Annotated in this window: 14 protein-coding genes and 1 pseudogene; 8 read left to right on the top strand and 7 right to left on the bottom strand. The window is 70.2% G+C overall.

The features are described from left to right. Positions 1 to 152 precede the first annotated feature (152 nt). Entirely contained in the window at positions 153 to 1,337 is a 1,185-nt protein-coding gene (locus OG389_RS35580) for an IS701 family transposase (RefSeq protein ID WP_328296399.1), read from the bottom strand. Between the two features lie 130 nt (positions 1,338 to 1,467). On the opposite strand from OG389_RS35580, the pseudogene OG389_RS35575 reads away from it, so the two are divergent. Further along, a pseudogene (locus OG389_RS35575) lies at positions 1,468 to 2,447 on the top strand (IS5 family transposase). 19 nt (positions 2,448 to 2,466) lie between these two features. Here the strand turns inward: OG389_RS35575 and OG389_RS35570 are convergent. The 4 genes from OG389_RS35570 to OG389_RS35555 all read right to left on the bottom strand — a co-directional run bounded on the left by OG389_RS35570 (position 2,467) and on the right by OG389_RS35555 (position 5,396). Beyond that, positions 2,467 to 2,940, bottom strand: coding sequence for a lamin tail domain-containing protein (locus OG389_RS35570; RefSeq protein WP_328303334.1), 474 nt, complete (start codon positions 2,938 to 2,940; stop codon positions 2,467 to 2,469). A gap of 363 nt (positions 2,941 to 3,303) precedes the next feature. Beyond that, positions 3,304 to 3,690 carry a hypothetical protein gene (locus tag OG389_RS35565; RefSeq protein ID WP_328303332.1) on the bottom strand — a complete coding sequence of 129 codons (387 nt, stop codon included), beginning with the start codon at positions 3,688 to 3,690 and terminating at the stop codon, positions 3,304 to 3,306. A gap of 214 nt (positions 3,691 to 3,904) precedes the next feature. Then, the gene (locus tag OG389_RS35560) at positions 3,905 to 4,336 is read right to left on the bottom strand and encodes a VOC family protein (RefSeq protein ID WP_328303330.1); all 432 of its coding nucleotides are present in this window, start codon (positions 4,334 to 4,336) and stop codon (positions 3,905 to 3,907) included. 121 nt (positions 4,337 to 4,457) lie between these two features. Then, positions 4,458 to 5,396: a GlxA family transcriptional regulator gene (locus tag OG389_RS35555; protein WP_328303328.1), complete on the bottom strand. Its 939-nt coding sequence runs from the start codon at positions 5,394 to 5,396 to the stop codon at positions 4,458 to 4,460. A gap of 209 nt (positions 5,397 to 5,605) precedes the next feature. Here OG389_RS35555 and OG389_RS35550 point away from each other — a divergent pair, with 209 nt between their 5' ends. From OG389_RS35550 to OG389_RS35535, 4 genes are all read left to right on the top strand, one after another. Then, the gene (locus OG389_RS35550; protein ID WP_328303326.1) at positions 5,606 to 6,295 is read left to right on the top strand and encodes a DJ-1/PfpI family protein; all 690 of its coding nucleotides are present in this window, start codon (positions 5,606 to 5,608) and stop codon (positions 6,293 to 6,295) included. 76 nt (positions 6,296 to 6,371) lie between these two features. Then, a complete protein-coding gene (locus OG389_RS35545) occupies positions 6,372 to 6,698 on the top strand; it encodes a hypothetical protein (protein ID WP_328303324.1) in 327 nt (108 codons plus the stop codon). Beyond that, positions 6,695 to 7,180 (top strand): DUF2269 family protein, encoded by a 486-nt coding sequence (locus OG389_RS35540; RefSeq protein WP_328303322.1) that lies wholly within the window; start codon positions 6,695 to 6,697, stop codon positions 7,178 to 7,180. The genes OG389_RS35545 and OG389_RS35540 overlap by 4 nt, the downstream gene beginning before the upstream one ends. A 120-nt stretch (positions 7,181 to 7,300) precedes the next feature. Next, a complete protein-coding gene (locus OG389_RS35535; RefSeq protein WP_328303320.1) occupies positions 7,301 to 8,968 on the top strand; it encodes an MFS transporter in 1,668 nt (555 codons plus the stop codon). Positions 8,969 to 9,032: 64 nt separating this feature from the next. On the opposite strand, the gene OG389_RS35530 is transcribed toward OG389_RS35535, so the two are convergent. Continuing rightward, positions 9,033 to 9,884: a helix-turn-helix transcriptional regulator gene (locus OG389_RS35530; protein WP_328303318.1), complete on the bottom strand. Its 852-nt coding sequence runs from the start codon at positions 9,882 to 9,884 to the stop codon at positions 9,033 to 9,035. Between the two features lie 153 nt (positions 9,885 to 10,037). On the opposite strand from OG389_RS35530, the gene OG389_RS35525 reads away from it, so the two are divergent. The 3 genes from OG389_RS35525 (at position 10,038) to OG389_RS35515 (ending at position 13,254) form a co-directional block, all read left to right on the top strand. After that, positions 10,038 to 10,817, top strand: coding sequence for an NAD(P)H-dependent oxidoreductase (locus OG389_RS35525; protein ID WP_328303316.1), 780 nt, complete (start codon positions 10,038 to 10,040; stop codon positions 10,815 to 10,817). A gap of 202 nt (positions 10,818 to 11,019) precedes the next feature. Beyond that, positions 11,020 to 11,559: a 2'-5' RNA ligase family protein gene (locus tag OG389_RS35520; RefSeq protein ID WP_328303313.1), complete on the top strand. Its 540-nt coding sequence runs from the start codon at positions 11,020 to 11,022 to the stop codon at positions 11,557 to 11,559. A 132-nt stretch (positions 11,560 to 11,691) separates the two neighbouring features. Continuing rightward, complete coding sequence (locus OG389_RS35515) at positions 11,692 to 13,254, top strand: multicopper oxidase family protein (protein ID WP_328303311.1); 1,563 nt, start codon at positions 11,692 to 11,694, stop codon at positions 13,252 to 13,254. Between the two features lie 88 nt (positions 13,255 to 13,342). Here the strand turns inward: OG389_RS35515 and OG389_RS35510 are convergent, their stop codons facing one another. Further along, positions 13,343 to 14,143, bottom strand: a complete 801-nt coding sequence (locus OG389_RS35510) for a hypothetical protein (RefSeq protein WP_328303309.1) — start codon at positions 14,141 to 14,143, stop codon at positions 13,343 to 13,345. Positions 14,144 to 14,292: the final 149 nt, after the last annotated feature.

The raw sequence follows: 14,292 nt of genomic DNA, 5'->3' as shown, positions 1-14,292 counted from the left end.
CGGTGTTTGCTGTGATGGTTTGTTGGATTCTGGCGGTGTGTGACCGCGTCGTTTGTAGTGGCTGACACGTGCCTGGAACTGCCGTCGCCGTCGCCAGTGTGACCAGTGCAGGACGTGGTCGATGCTCGCGCGGGGCCGGGTAAGCCGACTGATCAGACGTCGGAGTTCGGGCAGGGTGAGGGGTATGAGCTGGGAGGATCCGTTTCTGCTTTCCCGGTATCCAGTGCTCGGCCGCGCAGGACGGTGAGGCAGACGTGGGCGGCCATGGCCAAGGTCATGTGGCGGTGCCAGCCGTCGTAGCGGCGGACCTGGTAGTCGTCCAGGCCGCACTCCTGTTTCGCGGTCTGGAAGCATTCCTCGACCGCCCACCGGCTTCCCGCGACGCGGATCAGCTCGTCCAGAGTGGTCTCGGCCGGGCAGTAGGCGATGTAGTAGGAGATCTCCTCGGGCCGACGAATGCTGCGGCGGGCGATCACCCAGTGCCGGCGGTCCTCGCGGTGCCAGGGCCGGACCTCCACCCTGGCCCAGTCGTAGACCCTCGGGCCGTGGGCCCCATTGCCGCAGGAACGACGCTTCCACTTCTGACGGGGCAGACCGGGAAACAGGTCGTGAACAGGATGGTCCATGGCCCAGCGGGAGACGACGGTGTCGTGGCGGGTGGTGGCCATGACGTGGAAGACATCCGCCCGCTCCAACTCCGTGCGCCAGCCTTTGGAGAAGCCGTAGGCCGCGTCCGCGGTCACCCACCGGAAAGGAATCTTCTCGGCGATCGCCCGGCGGACCATGGCCTTGGCCATCACCACCTTCGTCTCGAAGCCGACCGAGTCATCGATGCCGGCGGCCCGGCACCGGTCGCGGTCATCCGTCCATGACGTGGGCAGATACAGGCGGCGGTCGATCAGGGTGCGGCCACGGCTGCCGGCATAGGCGAGGAACACCCCGATCTGGGAGTTCTCCGTCCGGCCGGCGGTCCCGGAGTACTGGCGCTGGACCCCGGCCGAGCGGACGCCCTTCTTCAGGAACCCGGTGTCGTCGACGATCAGCACCGCATCCGGATCGCCGAGATGCTCGACGACGTAGTCACGGACGTCGTCCAGGACCTCGTCCGCGTTCCAGTCGATCCGGTTCAGCAGCCGGTGGATCCGGTCCGGACCGGCATGCCCGGCCTCCTCGGCAAGCGTCCACCCGTTCTTCCGCTCCAGCGGAGCTATCAGCCCCCGCATATAGGCAAGAGCCGACTCACGCGGCTCCGACCTCGAGAAACGGTGCACGAACCGCTCATGCAAAGCCTTCAGTTCACCAGCCCACAACCGGGCATCCCCAAGTTCCCCACCCATGACCTGACCAACGACCGACCTGCCCAACCGTCACAGCAAACACCGTTGCAGTACTAGGGCCTGTGTGATGTCGTGATCAACTGCTGGGTTCTGCCCTCTTCAAGGGGTCGATTCCGGTAGGACTGTGGTGGTGACGCGTAGGCAACTGACCCATGCCCAGTGGAAGTTCATCGAGCCGTATCTGCCGATCGGTAGGTACGGTCCGTATCCGGAGCGGTTGCGGGAGCAGTTCGAGGGTGTGATCTGGCGGTTCCGCTCCAGTGGTCAGTGGCGGGAGATGCCTGCCGAGTTCGGTTCCTGGGCCACTGTCTACGGGCGCTTCCGCGTGTGGCGGGACGCCGGTGTGTTCACGGCCCTGCTGGAGGGCTTGATCGCCGAGGGTGCCCGGGCGGGCAGGACGGATTTGTCGCTGGTCAGCGTGGACTCCACCACGGTCCGCGCTCACCACGATGCCGCGGGGATGCGCGTCAGCAAGCACCTGATGAAGGCCCTGGAGGAAGCCGTGGAGGAGCAGGTGACGGCCCGGCAAAAGGGGGCGGCGCGGAGGAACAGAACGGACTGGACGAACGTCGGCGCATCCGGCGCCGACGCAGGCTCCGCCTGAAGGAAGCCCTGCTCGGCCGGTCCCGGGGCGGCCTTACGAGCAAGATTCATCTCGCTGTGGACCGCCGGTGTCGTCCGCTGGCGCTGGTCCTGACTGCCGGGCAGGCCGGGGACAGCCCGCAGTTCGTCCCCGTGCTCGCGAAGGTGCGAGTCCGCCTGCCGGTCGGCCGTCCCCGCACGACGCCTGGTGCGGTCGCCGCGGATAAGGCGTACTCGTCCCGCGGCAACCGCGCCTACCTGCGCAAACGCGGAATCAAGGCCGTCATCCCGGAGAAGAAGGACCAGGCCGCCAACCGCAGGAAGAAGGGCGCACGAGGCGGCCGGCCCGTCAGCCACGACGCCGACCTCTACAAGGAACGGAACACCGTCGAGCGCCTGATCAACAAGCTGAAAGCCTGGCGAGGCATCGCCACCCGCTACGACAAAACCCCAGGCAGCTACCTCGCCGGCCTCCACCTCCGCGCCGCAATGATCTGGATCGACGACCTCCTCAAAACCGCCGACTGATCACAACCCCACACACGCCCTAGCGGCCGTGGTGGCGGCCGCGGCTGCCCCACGACTCGGTGTCGATGACGTTGCCACGGCTGTCGCGGAGGGTAGCGGTGTCGCGCTCGTCCCAGATCTGGTGGCGCAGGTCCTGGTAGACGTCGCGCCGGGTGTCACGGCCCTGGCCGGTGTGCACCTTGACGCTGGAACGACCCTCCAGGCGGAAGCCGTTGAAGCGGTAGCGGTTGCCCTGCTTGTCGGTGAGGGTGAAGCCGCGCAGCTCCACGCTCTGGCGGCCGGTGTTCTTCACCTCGACCCACTCGCTGTTGAGGGCGCGGTTGTCCCGTCCTCGGCCGGCGTTCTCCACGTCACCGATGGCGATGGAGGAGTGCGGGCCGCGGTGGCCGCGGTGGTGGTCGTCGGCGGCGGCCGGCACCGCCGCGGCGCCGATCAGGGCGCCGACGGCCAGGAGGCCGGCGAGAGTGCGGCGGGTGGCGAGGGAAGCAGACATGCGGAAGGCCCCTTCAACAGACAGCCCGGCCCGGCCTCGTCCAAGGCGGGCGGACTCCGAACAGTTCCCGGCGTCCTGCCGAGGAGCCACACTCTGGCCCTGCACGATGCCCAAAAGCAACGCAAACGGCCCGTGTTGCTCAATCCGGATATGTCCGTAACCCTCCCGTGCAGAGCGCATGCGTCAAGCCTGCGTTGACCGCCTGGGCGGCAGCTCCCGACGCTCGCCCAGGCGCCGCACGGGCTACGTCGTTCCGCCTCACGGGAGTCCGGGCCGTTTGCCGTTTCCGGCCCCTGCGCCGAACGGGTTCACCGTGCTGCAACAGCCGCTCCCACTCCCGCTGGCGCGTCGGCGTGTTCTCCCCTACGGCCCTTCGTCGTAGGTGCCCGCCTCGACCTCCAGGGCGAGTTCCTGGAGGACGTCGATCGCGGTGAGGTCCGTACGCCCGTTGTCGTGGGCGATCGCGAGGCTGGTGAACGCCAGACTGAATCCGGAAACCATCGTGTGCAGGGCCGGGCCGAGAGCCTCGGCGACCAGGCCCGCCACCTGCTTCGGGGACGCATCGGCCGGCACTCTGATCGACGGCAGCATTTCGTTCAGGAGCGTCGTGGCCACTCCGACCGTCGGCTCGCCGTCCCCCGGATCCTCGCCGGGGCCGGTGCCCTCCAGTCCGGACTCGGCGGCCCGCCGGATGTCCTGGGCCTCGGTGAGAATGCCGATCACTCGCTTGAGTACCTCTGCACGTTCCACCTGGTGGAGAGTAGCCGTCCAGGGGCGCCCGCTCGTACGTGTCGTCGTACGACGGCCCGTACGCCACTCCCCCGGAGAGCCCGGTGCGGTCGAACGTCACGGAGACCGGGTCATCGCCGAAGTGGCGTCCACCCCGGAGGCCCCGCCCGCCCTGCTGGAAGACCTGCAGGCAGTGGACGCCGCTGCCACCGGCGGGTGCCGCGTTCGCGGCCCCTCAGTCGAGACAGAACTCGTTGCCCTCGATGTCCTGCATCAGGAGGCACGACTCGTTCTCCTCATCGGCAGGCAGCAGTCGCACGCGTACCCCGCCCAGTGCCACCAACCGCGCGCATTCGGCCTCGAGTACGCTCACGCGCTCTTCGCCCACGAGCCCGGTGCCGGCCCGCACGTCGATATGCACCCGGTTCTTGACCACCTTGCCCTCGGGGACGCGCTGGAAGAACAGCCGCGGGACCTCGCCCGCGGGTTCGATGAACGCGTACGCCGAGCCCTGGTGGTCGGGCAGTGCGCGATCGAACTCTCCCCAAGTCGCGAACCCCGCAGGCGGCGACGGTACGACGTGCCCCAGCACCTGGCGCCAGAAGCGGGCGACACGCTCGGGTTCCGCGCAGTCGAAGGTGATCTGGATCTGCTTGATCGACGTCATCGGGCCATCGTAGGGGCGGGGCTTTTCGTCGCCTCCACCGGCCCGATGTCGGAGCAACCCGCGCACGCCGCAATGCACCTCCGCAGCGTGCCGGTCCGGCCGTTGCGTGTGCGGGGCCGGGTCAGCTGAAGGCGCGGCGGTAGGCGTGCGGGCTGACGCCGGTGGTCTTCTTGAACCGGTCGCGGAAGGCGGTCGGCGAGCCGAATCCGACCTGGGCGCCGATGCGTTCGACGGAATGGTGTGTGGTCTCCAGGAGGTGCTGGGCCTGGCGGATGCGTGCCCGGTGGAGCCACTGGAGCGGGGTGGCGCCGGTCTGTTCGCTGAAGCGCCGGATCAGGGTCCGGGTGCTCGTTCCGGCGTGGGCGGCGATGTCCGCGAGCGTGAGATCGGAGCCCAGGTTGTCCTGCAGCCAGGCCAGCACCGGTTCGAGTACGGATCCCTGGGGCGCGGGCGCGTGCTGACGGACGATGAACTGCGCTTGTCCGCCCTCGCGCTCCAGGGGCATGACGGAGAGCCGGGCGGCGTCGGCGGCGACGGCCGAGCCGTAGTCGCGGCGGATCATGTGCAGGCACAGGTCCAGACCCGCGGCGGCGCCGGCGGAGGTGAGGATCTGGCCGTTGTCGACGTACAGGACGTCCGGATCCACCTCGATCTCCGGATGGTTGGCGGCCAGGAGGGCGGCCGCGGTCCAGTGGGTGGTGGCCCGCAGGCCGTCGAGGAGCCCGGTGGCGGCCAGGGGGAAGGTGCCCGAGCAGATGGAGGCGATGCGCGTACCGTTCGCGGCGGCCGCGCGCAGCGCCTCGCGGACGGCGGGCGCGAGCGGGGCCTCGAGGTCGGCGGTGCCGGGAACGATGATCGTGTCCGCGGTCCCGAGCGCTTCCAGTCCCCAGGGCACGCGCATGGTGAAGGCACCTGCGTCGATCTCCGGCCGCTGGGCGCAGACGCGGACCTGGTAACCGGGACGCCCGTCCGGGAGGCGGGTACGGGAGAAGACCTCGATCGGGGTGGACAGATCGAAGGGGATCACCTGGTCCAGGGCGAGGACGGCAATGGTGTGCATGGCCAGAAGATACCTCTCCGCGGTGGCCACGGACTGGTCCTGGCAGTGTCAATCCCATAGTTCCTTCAGCTCAGGGCCTCGCATGCAGCCCTGGCGAGATTCCGTTGGAAGGTGTCACTAATGCCACTGGGAGTCAGGCCGGCGGCCGCTTAGCGTCAGGAGCGACTCCGGCACGGACCGGATGCCGACGCCCGCGAAGGACCCTCTCCATGCATGCCCAGATCATCCTCTTCGACGGTTTCGATCCGCTCGATGTCATCGCCCCCTACGAAGTCCTGTACGCCGGCGGCACCGCCTCCGGAGGCGCGGTCAGTGTGGAGCTGGTCTCCGCCGAAGGACCGCGTGACGTGGTCAGCGGCACCGGAGGTCTGGTACTGCGCGCCACGGCCGCCCTGGACCCCGTACGGGCTGGCCTGATCCTGGTCCCCGGCGCCTCGGGCCGGGTGGGAGAGCCCGGTGAGGTCCCCGAGCACGACGCGGGGGCCGGGGAACGGCAGCAGGACGGATTCATCCCCGTACTGCTGGGCCGCGCCCTGACGACCGAACTCCCCGCACTGCTGCAGGCAGCGCGGGACAACCCCGCGGTGACGCTCAGCGCGGTGTGCGGCGGCTCGCTCGTCCTGGCCATGGCCGGTCTGCTGGAGGGCCGTTACGCCACCACCCACCACCTGGGCCTGGACATGCTCGAGGCCACCGGGGTCCACGCGGTGAACGCCCGCATCGTCGACGACGGCGACCTCGTCACCGGAGCCGGCGTCACCTCAGGACTCGACCTGGGTCTGTACCTGCTCGAGCGCGAGGTGGGCCCTCGGATCGCCCACGCCGTCGAGGGACTCTTCGCCCATGAGCGCCGCGGCACCGTCTGGCGCCACGAAGGCCCTGTGCCCGCCGGCCTCTGACCGCAGGTCCTGCCCCCGTACCTCACAGCCCTGCACCGCACCGCACCGCATCGCACTCGTAAGGAAGAACAGCTCGATGACCGTAGAAGGCGTCTGGGACCTGTCCCTCTCCACCCCCATGGGCAGGATCGAAGCCGTGGTCGAACTCGCCCGGCAGGCCGGTGTCCTGACCGGTGCGGCCCACGGGGCGGGAGAGGGCGTCCCACTCAGCGACATCACCCTCGACGGTGACCGCCTCACCTGGAGGCAGTCCGTCACCAAGCCCCTGCGCCTGAACCTGACCTTCGCGGTCGTCGTCGACGGCGACACCCTCACCGGCACTTCCAGGGCCGGACGCCTTCCGGCCACGAAGGTCACCGGCCGACGCCGCACCGTCCTGACGGCCATGGACCAGCGGTCATGACGAAAATCCTCCTCTCCCTGCACGTACTGGCGGCGGTACTGGCCGTAGGACCGGTCGCGGTCGCCGCGAGCATGTTCCCCAAAGCGCTGCGCCACGCACACGACGCCCCCGATGACCACGAGGCGCGCGCGGCCCTGCGGACCCTGCACCGCATCTGCCGTGTCTACGCCGGCATCGGCATCGCGGTGCCCGTCTTCGGGTTCGCCACGGCCAGCAGCCTCGGCGTCCTCGGCAGCGGGTGGCTGATCACCTCGATCATCCTGACCACCGCGGCGGCCGCCGTCCTGGTCCTGCTGATCCTGCCCGCGCAGGACACCGCCCTCACCTCCGCGCAGTCCCCCAGTCCCGGTCCCGGTCCCGCTCCTGGCGCCGCCCTCCGCCCCGCTGCCCGGCTCGCCCTGTTCACCGGCGTCTTCAACCTGCTGTGGGCGACCGTCACCGTGCTGATGATCGTCCGCCCCGGCTCCACCACGGGAGCATGACCGTGCACGTGCGCCTGAGCCCCCTGCGCCTCGCACTGCGCAGGCTCCGCCTCCCGGCGCCACCGGCCCTGGGGCGGTGCGCAGACCGGTGTAGCATCGGAGGATCGGAAGTAAAAACGTGTGATCACTGCTCAGCACCGGCACCGGTCGATGGAGCAGGGGCCGCACGCGCACACGCGGTATCGGACGATCCGCCACTTCTTCACCTCGAAGGAGTGCGCGTTGAATGTCCGCCGTAATGGAGCTGCCGACGACATCGTCGGCGCCCCCACCGAAAGCTCCCGTCCGCCCCGCTCCCTGCGTGAAGCGGGGATGGCCCTCGCGGGGCTGTCGGCGGTGTTCCTGTTCGAGATGCTCGACAACTCCGTCCTCAACGTCGCGTTGCCGACCATCGGCCGCGAGCTGTCGGCGTCGACGACGTTGCTGCAATGGATCACGGGCGTGTACGCCGTCGTGTTCGGCGGGTTGATGCTGGCCCTCGGGGCTCTGGCCGACCGGGTCGGCCGCCGCCGGATCATGCTGATCGGGCTGCTGCTGCTGGGTTCGGCAAGTCTGGCGACCGCGTTCGTCACCACGGCGGAGCAGCTCGTCGCGATCCGCGCGGTGATGGGCGTGGCGGCCGCGATGACGACACCGGGCTCCCTCGCCCTGGCGTTCCGGCTGTTCGACGAGGACGGGCTGCGCGTACGTGCGACGACGCTGATCTCGACCGTGGGCCTGGTCGGCCTCGCGATCGGGCCCACGGCAGGTGGTTTCGTGCTCGCGTTCGCTCCGTGGCAGGTGCTGCTCCTGGTGAACGTGCCGATCGCCGCACTCGCGTTCCTCGGCATTCGACGCGGGATCCCCGCCGACAAGGCGGACGAGTTGCACCGCGACCCGTTCGACGGCGCGGGCGCCCTGCTCGGCACGGCCGCGATCGTACTCGCGCTGCTCGCACCGACGCTGTTCGTCGAGGTGGGCGTCGCCTCGCCCCTCCCCTGGACGACCACGGCGTCGGCCATCGCGATGGCGGTGCTGTTCGTCCTCCGCGAGCGTTCTGCCCGCCATCCGCTCCTCGACCTCGGGCTGGTCGCCCGCCCGCTCGTGTCGAGCGGCCTGGCGTTCAAGGCCGCCGCGGGACTCGCGACCGCCGGTCTCGGCTACCTCGTGACCCTGCAGCTCCAGCTCGACTGGGGCTGGTCGCCCGCCCAAGCCGCTGTCGGAATGCTGCCGCAGGTCGTCGTGCTCATCGCCGGCGGCGCTCTCATCGGCCCTCTCGTCACCCGCGTGGGTCTCGACAAGGCCGCCTGGCTCAGCGCCGGGGCAGTCGTGTGCGGGCTCGCCGTCTACGGGCTGCTGGGCCGGGTGGGATACGTATGGGTCGCCCTGGCCCTGGTGCTCGTCGCCGCCGGTATGCGGGTCGTGGGTGTCGTCGCCGGGACCAACGTGATGCGCGGCCTCCCGGCCAACCGCACCACCGTCGGCGCGGCGATGGTGGACACCGCCGGCGAAGTCACCACCGGAATCGGCATCGCCGTCGGCGGGACGGTCCTCGCGGCGTTCTTCACCGGCGACCTCGCCACGTCGAGCTGGAGCACCCACCAGACCGCGGAGTTCCGTGCAGCGGTCACCTGGGCCGGACTCGTACTCACGGTCCTGGCCGCGGCGTTGGTGGGATGGGGCATCGCCCGTGCCCGTCGCACGGGGACATCCACGACGTCATCCCCTGAGGGGGACTCGGCCGGTGCGGCCGATGCGGCCGATGCGGCCGATGCGGAAGGCGAGTTGGACCTCCGTGGGACGCGGTAGTTCCGCGGCTGCCTGAGGCCCGGGACGCTGGACGCGGTTCCACGGCGTGCTCCCGGGCGTTGAGCTACTCGCGGGCCTGGGCGCTCACCGCGTGATGCGCCGCGTCACCGCCGTCCGTGCCCAGGGCCGCGAGCAGCCGCAGCCCGTCCTCGGCAGGGCTGCCGGGGGCCGCGGAGAGCACCAGCAGCTCCGTGCTCGATTCGTCCGGCAGCGCGAAGTTCTCCTGGTGCAGTTCCAGCAGGCCGACCAGCGGATGCCGGTACGCCTTGCGCCCGTGCGCGCGGGCGCGCACGTCCGCGCGCGCCCAGAGGCGGCGGAAGCGCTCGCTGCCCATCGCCAGTTCGCCGACGAGCGAGGTCAGGCGGGGGTCGTCGGGGTACTTGCCTGCGGACAGGCGCAGGTGCCCGACCACGTCGAGGGTGCATTGCTCCCAGTCCGCGTAGAGGCCGCACTCGACCTCCTCGAGGAAGATGTGCCGGGCGATGTTCAGCCCCGGCAGCGGCCGGCCGAAGAGGAGCCCGGCGAGGCGGTTCCCGGCGAGCACGTCCAGGCGGTGGTCCATGATCATCGCGGGCGCGCCGGCGACCAGGTCGAGGACGCGCAGCAGCTCCGGCCGGACCCGCCCGCCCGGCGCCTGCACACGGCGGCGGCGCTGCCGGGCGAGCCGGTAGAGGTGCTCGCGTTCGGTCTCGTCGAGGCCGAGGACGCGGCCGAGCGCGTCCAGGACCTGTTCGGAGGGCTGGGTCGCGCGACCCTGCTCCAGGCGTACGTAGTAGTCGACGCTGACTCCGGACAGGTGCGCGACTTCTTCGCGGCGCAGCCCTTCGACCCGGCGGCGGCTGCCGGTGGGTATGCCTACAGCCGCCGGGTCGACCCGGGAACGCCGGGTCCGCAGGAAGCCCGCAAGATCGTCCATGCCTCCCAGTATGGCCTCGCCGGTGCCCGCGAGGGTGGCCCTGCCAATACCAGGAAGTCCCTTCCTACGGAAGAAGCCTCCCTGAACACCGGGCTCCGCGGCGGCCAGGATCAAGGGCAGTCGAAGGCATCCACCCGATCCGAAGGAATTCCCGTGAAGACCCTGATCGTCCACGCCCACCCGGAGCCGAAGTCGCTCAACGGCTCACTGAAGGACCTCGCGGTGTCCACCTTGGAGGCCGCCGGTCACGAGGTCCGGGTGAGCGATCTGTACGCGATGGACTGGAAGGCCGCCGTGGACGCCGCGGACTACGGCCCCGACGCCTCGAGCCCGCTGAAGGTGGCCCTGGACTCCGGCCGGGCCTTCGAGGCCGGGACGCTCACCCCGGACGTCCTCGCGGAGCAGGAGAAGCTGCTGTGGGCCGACACGATCATCTTCCAGTTCCCGATGTGGTGGTACTCGATGCCCGCGATCCTCAAGGGCTGGGTGGACCGGGTGTTCACCTACCGCTTCGCGTACGGCGTCGGTGAGCACAGCGACACCAAGTACGGCGAGCGCTTCGGTGAGGGCACCCTCGCGGGCCGGAAGGCCCTGTTGTCCGTGACGGCCGGCGGCCCGGAGTCGCACTACGCCGCTCGCGGGATCAACGGCCCCATTGATGACCTTCTGTTCCCGATCCACCACGGGATCCTCTACTACCCGGGCATCGAGGCACTGCCGCCGTTCGTGCTGTACGGCACCGACCGGATGACCGAGGCGGAGTACTCGGACGTCGCCAAGGCCTGGGTGGAGCGCCTGCTGACCCTGGAGTCGACCGAGCCGATCGCTTTCCGCCGGCAGAACTTCGGCGACTACGAGATCCCCTCGCTGCGCCTGAAGGACGGTCTGGAGCCCGCGGGCCGCTCGGGCTTCGGCCTGCACGTGCGCGGCTGACTGCTCGGCTTCTGGGCGTGGGCGTACTCGGGCCTGGTCAGCAATACCCTCCGCGGGGCACTGGCCGAGTGCATCGCTTGGACCCGACGCGCCTGGGCTGCTCGCCCTGGACCCGAACGGACTTGGCGGCCCGGGCCGGCGGCGTGCGGTTCGGCGACGAGGAGCTGCGCCGGCCGCGGCAGGGGTGGCACCATGCGGTGTCATGGCAGATGACAGCACCAGCACCTTCCAGGCGGGCCAGACGGGGCTCGTCGTGCAGATCCCGGAGGCGGAGCCGGCCGTCCGCGGGTGGCGCGAACGGCTCGACCCTTCGGCCCGAGCCGGGGTTCCCGCACACGTCACCGTGCTCTTCCCCTTCCTCGACGAGAGCCGGATCGATGCGGCTGTCCGCTCCGCCCTCGAGGACGTGCTGAGCGACCACCAGGCCTTCGAGCTTCGGTTCGCGAGGAGTGGTCGGCTCCCGGAGGTGCTGTACCTCGTTCCGGAACCCGACACGCAGTTGCGGCAGCTCACGGAGGCGATCGCTGCCCGGTGGCCCGAAGCTCCGCCGTACGGCGGCCGGTTCACCGAGATCGTGCCGCACCTGACCATCGCCCAGGGCCAGGAGGAGGCCGTCCTGGAGGAGATCGAGGCCGACCTCCTCGGCCTGCTCCCTTTCACGTCGCGTGTCTCGTCGGTTGAACTCATGGTCCACAACGGCACGCGGTGGCAAGGGCTGGCGTCGTTCGCGCTCGGTGAATGATCCGGGCAGGACGCTCGGCCGGCCCTGATCGCGGCGGGCCCGCGGCCCTGAACCGTCTCGGGGGCGGTCTCGGGGGCGGCCCCGGGTCGGTCCCCGATGTGGGGCGCGAGTGCCGTTCGTAGCGTCATGGGCATGTCGAAGAACGGGAACGACGGGGCCGGCGGCAAGCGTCGGATGCCCCGGTGGAAGCGGGCACTGCTGGTTCTCGGTTCGCTGGCAGGGGGATTCGCGCTCGTCATCGGCGTACTCTTCACCTGGCTCTACACCGGGGCCAAGGTGTCGACCGTGGGCGCGGTGGACTTCCGCAACGCCCTCGCGGTACCACCTCTCGCCGAATCCACCGTGGAGGCGGACGGGACCCGCGTCTTCGACCTGCGGATGCAGGCGGGAGAGACCGGTTTCACCCCCGGGACCAAGACCCCGACCTGGGGTTTCAACGGCAGCTACCTCGGCCCCACCCTCCGCGCGTCGAAGGGCGAGAAGGTCCGGGTGAAGGTCGCCAACACGCTGCCCGAGGAATCCACCGTCCACTGGCACGGCATGCACCTGCCCGCCGCAATGGACGGCGGACCGCACCAGATGGTGCCGGCGGGCGGCAACTGGGCCCCCGAGTGGACGATCGCGCAGCCGGCCGCCACTCTCTGGTACCACCCCCACCCGCACGGTGCGACCGAGACGCACGTCCAGCGGGGCCTCGCGGGCCTGTTCCTCCTCGACGACGCGGAGTCGGCGACTCTGCCACTGCCCAGGACGTACGGGGTGGACGACCTGCCGGTCATCGTCCAGGACGTGACCTTCGACGGCTCGAAGCTCGACCACGGGCACGAACTGATGCGCAACGTCGGCTTCCTCGGCGACCGGACGATGGTCAACGGCACACTGGACCCGTACGTCGACGTCCAGGACGAACTGGTCCGGCTGCGCCTGCTGAACGCCTCCACCGCCCGCGTCTACACCTTCGGCTTCGACGACGGCCGTACGTTCCAGCAGATCGCCTCGGACGGCGGTCTCCTCGAAGCCCCGTACACGGCCGGCCGCCTGCGCCTGTCACCGGGTGAGCGCGCGGAGATCGTCGTACGGATGCAGCCGGGAGGGCGGACGGTCCTGCGCTCGTACCCCCTGGACGCCGGCCTGGACTTCTGGAACCAGCGCTTCGGGGGCGGGGACGACAGCTTCGACGTGATGCAGCTGCGCGCGGCCCCCACCCTGAGGCCGTCGGCGGAGCTGCCGGCGGCGCTGGTGGCACCGGCGCTGCCCACAGGGGAGGACTCGGTCCGCAGCCGCTTCTTCGAGCTCCAGATGTCCGGCATCAACGGCCGGAAGATGGACATGTCCCGGGTGGACGAGACGGTCACCCGCGGCACGGCCGAGACCTGGACCCTGCGCAACGACGACGGGATGCCGCACAACTTCCATGTCCACGACGTCCAGTTCCGCATCCTCGACATCAACGGCGCGGCTCCGCCGCCCTCGTTGCGCGGGCCGAAGGACACCGTCTTCGTCCCGTCCGGTTCGACGGTCCGCATCGCGCTGCGCTTCGACGGGCCCGCGGACCCGGACACCCCGTACATGTACCACTGTCACCTGCTGTACCACGAGGACAGGGGCATGATGGGTCAGTTCGTAGTCGTCGACCCGGGCCAGGCGGCATCCGCCCCGAAGCCCCCGCCCGCATCCGGAGCACACCAGCACTAGGGCGTCTCGTTCGGATCTTGCCGAGCCCGCCGTGGGAGGACATGCGCCGCCGGTCACTCAAGCGACGCGGACTGCCCCACGGCCCGGGTCAGAGTGGAAGTACGGGACGGGTGGAGAAGGAATCGCAGATGCTCTCGCCCTCCGGGCCGTGGACGAACTCGGCCGTGAAGGGGTTGCGGTTGGCCGTGGCCAGGGGCAGCCACCCCAGCAGGTTGCCGTACCCGCCGCAGGCCGACTCGCCACCGTCCCCGCCGTGCACCGCCGTCACGTCGCTGCTCAGCTCCGTGGTGTAGGTGTCGTACGCGATGTGCAGGCCGAGCGCGCTGAGGGCGTTGTGCGGTCCAGTCGGGTCACCGTAGGGAATGCGGTCGAGCGGGCAGTCGTCGCCCCACCGGAAGAGGGTGCCCGCGCCCGCTCCGCACGCGTGCTCCCACTCGTCGGGGGAGGGCATGCGCAGGCCGCGCCCGGCGAGCACGGCCGGCATCTCGGCGGGCAGCTCGCTCAGGGCCTCGTTCTCCACGGCCATCAGCACCGTGGCCACGGTCGCGGTCCGGTGCGGGCTGAGTACGGCGGCCAGGTAGCCGCGGAGGTCCTCGAGACCGTACCCGTAGCCCTCCTCCGTGCTCGCCGCGTAGTCGGCGGTCTGTTCCGGCGTCGGGCTCCAGTGGTCCAGGTCGAAGCCGAGGATCACTGGGCCACCGGGTATCAGGGCGAACTCCGTGCCGGCGCGGTCGATCCGGACCCGGTGCAGGGGGGCGCCGAGGTGCTCGACGGTGTCGACGGAGACGACGCGGCCCTCCACCAGGTCCGCCGCCTGCTGGGCCAGACGGTGGGCGGTGGGCAGGTCGGCGGACCGCCACTGGTCGAGCGTGAGTTCGTTGAGCGACATGAACCGCAGTGTGGCATGCGGGTCTGACAGGAGGCGCGCGCCCTGTGAGGACGTGTCAGCTCGTCCCGAGCGGTCCGGTCTCCTCGGTGTCGAGCTGGTGGTCGGCCCGGATGTAGCTCTCGGGAAGCAGTTCGGTGACGGGGACGGTC

This window comes from Streptomyces sp. NBC_00435 (assembly GCF_036014235.1).
In the GTDB taxonomy this organism is placed as follows: Bacteria; Actinomycetota; Actinomycetes; order Streptomycetales; family Streptomycetaceae; genus Streptomyces.
This window is presented reverse-complemented; position numbering and strand designations above follow the sequence as displayed.

Bases quoted from the DNA above. Each gene is read 5' to 3' on its own strand.
- OG389_RS35550 (WP_328303326.1), top strand. From the start codon at position 5,606: ATGCATGCCCAGATCATCCTCTTCGACGGTTTCGATCCGCTCGATGTC.
- OG389_RS35545 (WP_328303324.1), top strand. From the start codon at position 6,372: ATGACCGTAGAAGGCGTCTGGGACCTGTCCCTCTCCACCCCCATGGGC.
- OG389_RS35555 (WP_328303328.1), bottom strand. From the start codon at position 5,396: ATGCACACCATTGCCGTCCTCGCCCTGGACCAGGTGATCCCCTTCGAT.
- OG389_RS35560 (WP_328303330.1), bottom strand. From the start codon at position 4,336: ATGACGTCGATCAAGCAGATCCAGATCACCTTCGACTGCGCGGAACCC.
- OG389_RS35570 (WP_328303334.1), bottom strand. From the start codon at position 2,940: ATGTCTGCTTCCCTCGCCACCCGCCGCACTCTCGCCGGCCTCCTGGCC.
- OG389_RS35520 (WP_328303313.1), top strand. From the start codon at position 11,020: ATGGCAGATGACAGCACCAGCACCTTCCAGGCGGGCCAGACGGGGCTC.
- OG389_RS35530 (WP_328303318.1), bottom strand. From the start codon at position 9,884: ATGGACGATCTTGCGGGCTTCCTGCGGACCCGGCGTTCCCGGGTCGAC.
- OG389_RS35580 (WP_328296399.1), bottom strand. From the start codon at position 1,337: ATGGGTGGGGAACTTGGGGATGCCCGGTTGTGGGCTGGTGAACTGAAG.
- OG389_RS35515 (WP_328303311.1), top strand. From the start codon at position 11,692: ATGTCGAAGAACGGGAACGACGGGGCCGGCGGCAAGCGTCGGATGCCC.
- OG389_RS35510 (WP_328303309.1), bottom strand. From the start codon at position 14,143: ATGTCGCTCAACGAACTCACGCTCGACCAGTGGCGGTCCGCCGACCTG.
- OG389_RS35540 (WP_328303322.1), top strand. From the start codon at position 6,695: ATGACGAAAATCCTCCTCTCCCTGCACGTACTGGCGGCGGTACTGGCC.